Source organism: Enhygromyxa salina, from assembly GCF_000737335.2.
Classification (GTDB): domain Bacteria; phylum Myxococcota_A; class Polyangia; order Nannocystales; family Nannocystaceae; genus Plesiocystis; species Plesiocystis salina_C.
Genome location: NZ_JMCC02000232.1, coordinates 1 through 3,456, shown reverse-complemented (window position 1 = coordinate 3,456; position 3,456 = coordinate 1). Strand labels below are relative to the sequence as shown.

Genomic DNA, 3,456 nt, shown 5'->3' with positions numbered 1-3,456 from the left:
CGCCTTCATCTCCCAGTGGTTGCGCGCGCGGCAGCGCGGCCACGAGGTTGACACTCTGGCGAGCACTGTGGCGATCGGGCTGGCGCTCCTCGCAATCGCCATCGGTAGCCAACCACCCTGACGGGTAGGCGGTCGCGTGCGAGACGGGATCAAACTCCATGCCAAACCGTCCCACGCGAGTCTCCACCATCAAGCTCGGCACCGAGCGATGTGTCCGTCAGTGGTTCGGGCGCGAGTTCGCGCCGGCTTGACCGGTCCTCGGGCGTTTTGTGCAGAGAGCGTGTCCCCCGCTTTTTTATTGACCCGCAGACCTCGCTAACTCTATGCTCTCCCAATGACGAGAATCCCGAGAATCCCGAGAATCCCGAGAGGCCCGATGGGATCCGCAGGACAGCAAGCCTACTGGGCCGTGCCTGTCTTCTTCGGGACGCACCTGTTGCTGACCCCCTTGCTCGCACACGCGGTTGGCGTTCGTGTCTGTGTCGGCGCCCGCAGTAGCCCACAACTGCTATGGGATTACTCGCCCAACATGGACGGCCGCGATCTTCGGGAAGACTTTGGGCGTCTCGACGAGCCGGGTTCACTCCGGTTCCCGCGGCTGCTGACAAGTGTGACCTTGGACGGAGACAGGATCTGGGGCTGGGCGCCACTTGACGACGAAGGTTGCTCGACCGAGTTCGACGCTCCCGTGGGTGCGACCCTCGAGGTCGAGTCCTACTTTTGGTCCTACTTTTCGGAGACCAGTGTCAGCGTCGTCTCGCTCGATTGCGCTGGGAGCGAGATCGACTGCCATAGTAAAGGCAGTGTCAAACCTGTGCCTGTCCCGCCCGGTGGCGGGGACCTCCAAGTGGAGTATGCGACACGCCAGTCCTACATCCATTTCGCTGCGGCCTTCGCAGAACGCCGAGTGCCGACCGCGCACAACGAGACCTATTGCACACGAACGTCGGTTGGCGCCAATACAATCTCCAACCGGTTCGCGGGCGGATGGCCTACCTCGAACATTGGCCACTCTGTTTTTGCCAGCAAGTTCTCTGTTACCCACGAGTATGGGCACCTCAAGACCCTGGTCCACAGCGTTCCAAGCTTCTCCAACGCGCAGGCGGACTACTGCTACGGTGGACCCAACGATTGCACGCTGACCTGGTCCGCCGAGTCAACAGAGTGGCAGTCTGCGGCTGCGATCGAGGGATTCGCGGACTTCTTCGCGATGCTCGTTTGGAACGACGTCAGCGCTGCGCCGCGTGATGGCGTGAAGGCATGGTCGGTATCCGGGTCTCAGTGGCAATGCCGCTACCACCCCGACACCAATGAACTGGGCGAGCCAACCCTCCCAGACGATTGCATTCTAGATGGTTCTGATCTGACGACGATTGCAGATAGCTGGCACCACCAAGCCAACTGCGAGCCAGACATGTGTCCGAGCGGCGTCGCCACGGCCTCCGATTGGGCGTTTGCGCTGTGGGACATGCGCGTCTTGACGTCAGTCCCGTCCGCGACACTGCTCGGCCTACTGAGTCTCTCGTACCCGTGGAAGGTGAACGGGACGAGTTCTACGTACTTCGACGAGTTCATTCTGGACATCGCTGGTGGGGGGCTGAACGGCGACGACCTCACAACGTGGTTAACCGTCAGCCATACCCGCGGGATCGACCGGTAGAAATATGACTAGGTCAGCGTACTTCTCATCACTGTTGGTCTCATGGGCGATCTTGATAATGGGCTGCAATCGGGACCCACTTCCGCAACCAGACACGGGGGAAGCCTCGCCAGATGTTGACGGAGACGGAGACGGCGACGGAGACGTAGACGGCGACGGCGACGGCGACGGCGACGGCGACGGCGACGGCGACGGCGACGTAGACGGCGACGGCGACGGCGACCAAGTCTGCGATGATGACGAGATCACGTGTGATGGCAGGTGCGTCAACCCCATGTTTGATGCAGAAAACTGCGGGGTATGCGGGCGTACCTGCGTGACGAACCTCGACCCGGTCATCGAGGGTGGGTGCTACCTGGGTGAATGTGCACCATTGTATTCACAGTGTGCATCCATCCAAGACGGTCTATCCACGTGTGACGAGGTCTGCGGCGCACAGGGGGAGGCGTGTGTTCCCCAAAATGACCCGCTCGCATGTACTGATATCGCGTACGGATGGTACGAAGACGACCAACTGTCGTGCGAAGGCAACTTTCAAAGCGATGGTGTGGGTCAGTGGCTCAACTGTGACGACGAGCTGCCATTCGGCCAGCCATGCGGCCCCTTTCAACAGACTTGCGCCCATTTTGTGTGCTGCTGCACCCAGACCGCCCAAGAGCCGTAGCCGGTCCTGCCCATGCTGTACATCAATAGGTTCGGTACAGTCGCGCTGTTTGCAGTGGCAGCGGTGGCCATGAGCACATTGGCCTCCGCCTGCGCGCCCGAGGCCCCCGGTACAGGTCGAGGTGGCGACAGCGACAGTGGCGACAGCGACGCATCAACAACAAACACCAACACCAACACGACGGAAACACCGCCAGAGTGTCAATCCGACGGCGACTGCCCCAGTGTGTGCGTGGATGGTCACTGCGTAGAATGCGAAAGCTCGGCGGATTGCTCCAATCCCACGCCGATCTGCGTGGGCGAGGTGTGCCAGGGCTGTTCCATACTCGGCCAGTGCCCCGACTCTGCGCCGGTCTGCGAAGATGATGCGTGTGTTCCCTGCACGGAGGATGAGCAATGCCAGGAACTGAAAGAGGACGTTTGCGTGCAGCCGCCGTCGCCGGACGCGGGGACGTGCAGCGGGTGCATCACCAACGATGACTGTCCGCTCGAGTACCCTGTGTGTATCGCCGCCCAGTGCACGGTCCTCTGCGAAGTCGACCCATACGAGGGCGATGAGCCGCTGCCACTGTGGGATCACATACAAGGGGGAGTGATCGAGGGCTTCGTCTGTGACAGCGATCCCACCGACACCTTCATGCTTCCGATCGCGGGACCCGCGTTTGTGTCATTGGAGCTGCGCGCTGATCCCAAGCCCGGCAACGTCGACGTGCGCTTGCTGGACGCAGGCAACGTCATCGTCGCGCGATCCAAGGGCACCACCGGTGTCGAGGTCATCCACGCCCGAATTCCGGCAGCGGCTGATTATAGGGTCCAGGTGACGCTCGAGTCGGGCCCCGCGGGCGCACCGTTCGTGCTGCACTACCGCACGCTTCCAGAGTAGGCGGATCAATCATCGGCGAGTTCATCATACCGGAGTTCGATGGGCGCGCTCTGGAGCGGTTCTGCTGCGAGGATGCTCCGGTGTTTGAGTTGCACGAAAGCGACACGTGCCTCGCAGCGCTGCTTGTGGGCGAACCATCCGAGCGACGGCGCCGGCCTCTCCGCCTCAGTGGCTCGACCGGAGCAGCTAGAGCGCCGATCAGTTTGGAGTCGCGTCGTCAGGTGCGTCTGGGGCCGTTCCTGCCTAGGAG

Annotated in this window: 4 protein-coding genes; 3 read left to right on the top strand and 1 reads right to left on the bottom strand. The window is 61.9% G+C overall.

What is annotated here, in order from left to right:
- Positions 1-202 (bottom strand): hypothetical protein (locus DB30_RS42080; protein WP_205633199.1); only part of this gene is annotated, 202 nt, incomplete at its 3' end.
- 327 nt (positions 203-529) lie between these two features.
- On the opposite strand from DB30_RS42080, the gene DB30_RS40420 reads away from it, so the two are divergent.
- The 3 genes from DB30_RS40420 to DB30_RS40410 all read left to right on the top strand — a co-directional run bounded on the left by DB30_RS40420 (position 530) and on the right by DB30_RS40410 (position 3,206).
- Positions 530-1,660 (top strand): hypothetical protein, encoded by a 1,131-nt coding sequence (locus tag DB30_RS40420; RefSeq protein WP_052559437.1) that lies wholly within the window; start codon positions 530-532, stop codon positions 1,658-1,660.
- Positions 1,661-1,664: 4 nt separating this feature from the next.
- Positions 1,665-2,324: a hypothetical protein gene (locus DB30_RS40415; RefSeq protein ID WP_146662904.1), complete on the top strand. Its 660-nt coding sequence runs from the start codon at positions 1,665-1,667 to the stop codon at positions 2,322-2,324.
- Positions 2,325-2,747: 423 nt separating this feature from the next.
- On the top strand, positions 2,748-3,206 hold the full coding sequence (locus tag DB30_RS40410) for a hypothetical protein (protein WP_052559433.1): 459 nt from the start codon (positions 2,748-2,750) through the stop codon (positions 3,204-3,206).
- Positions 3,207-3,456: the final 250 nt, after the last annotated feature.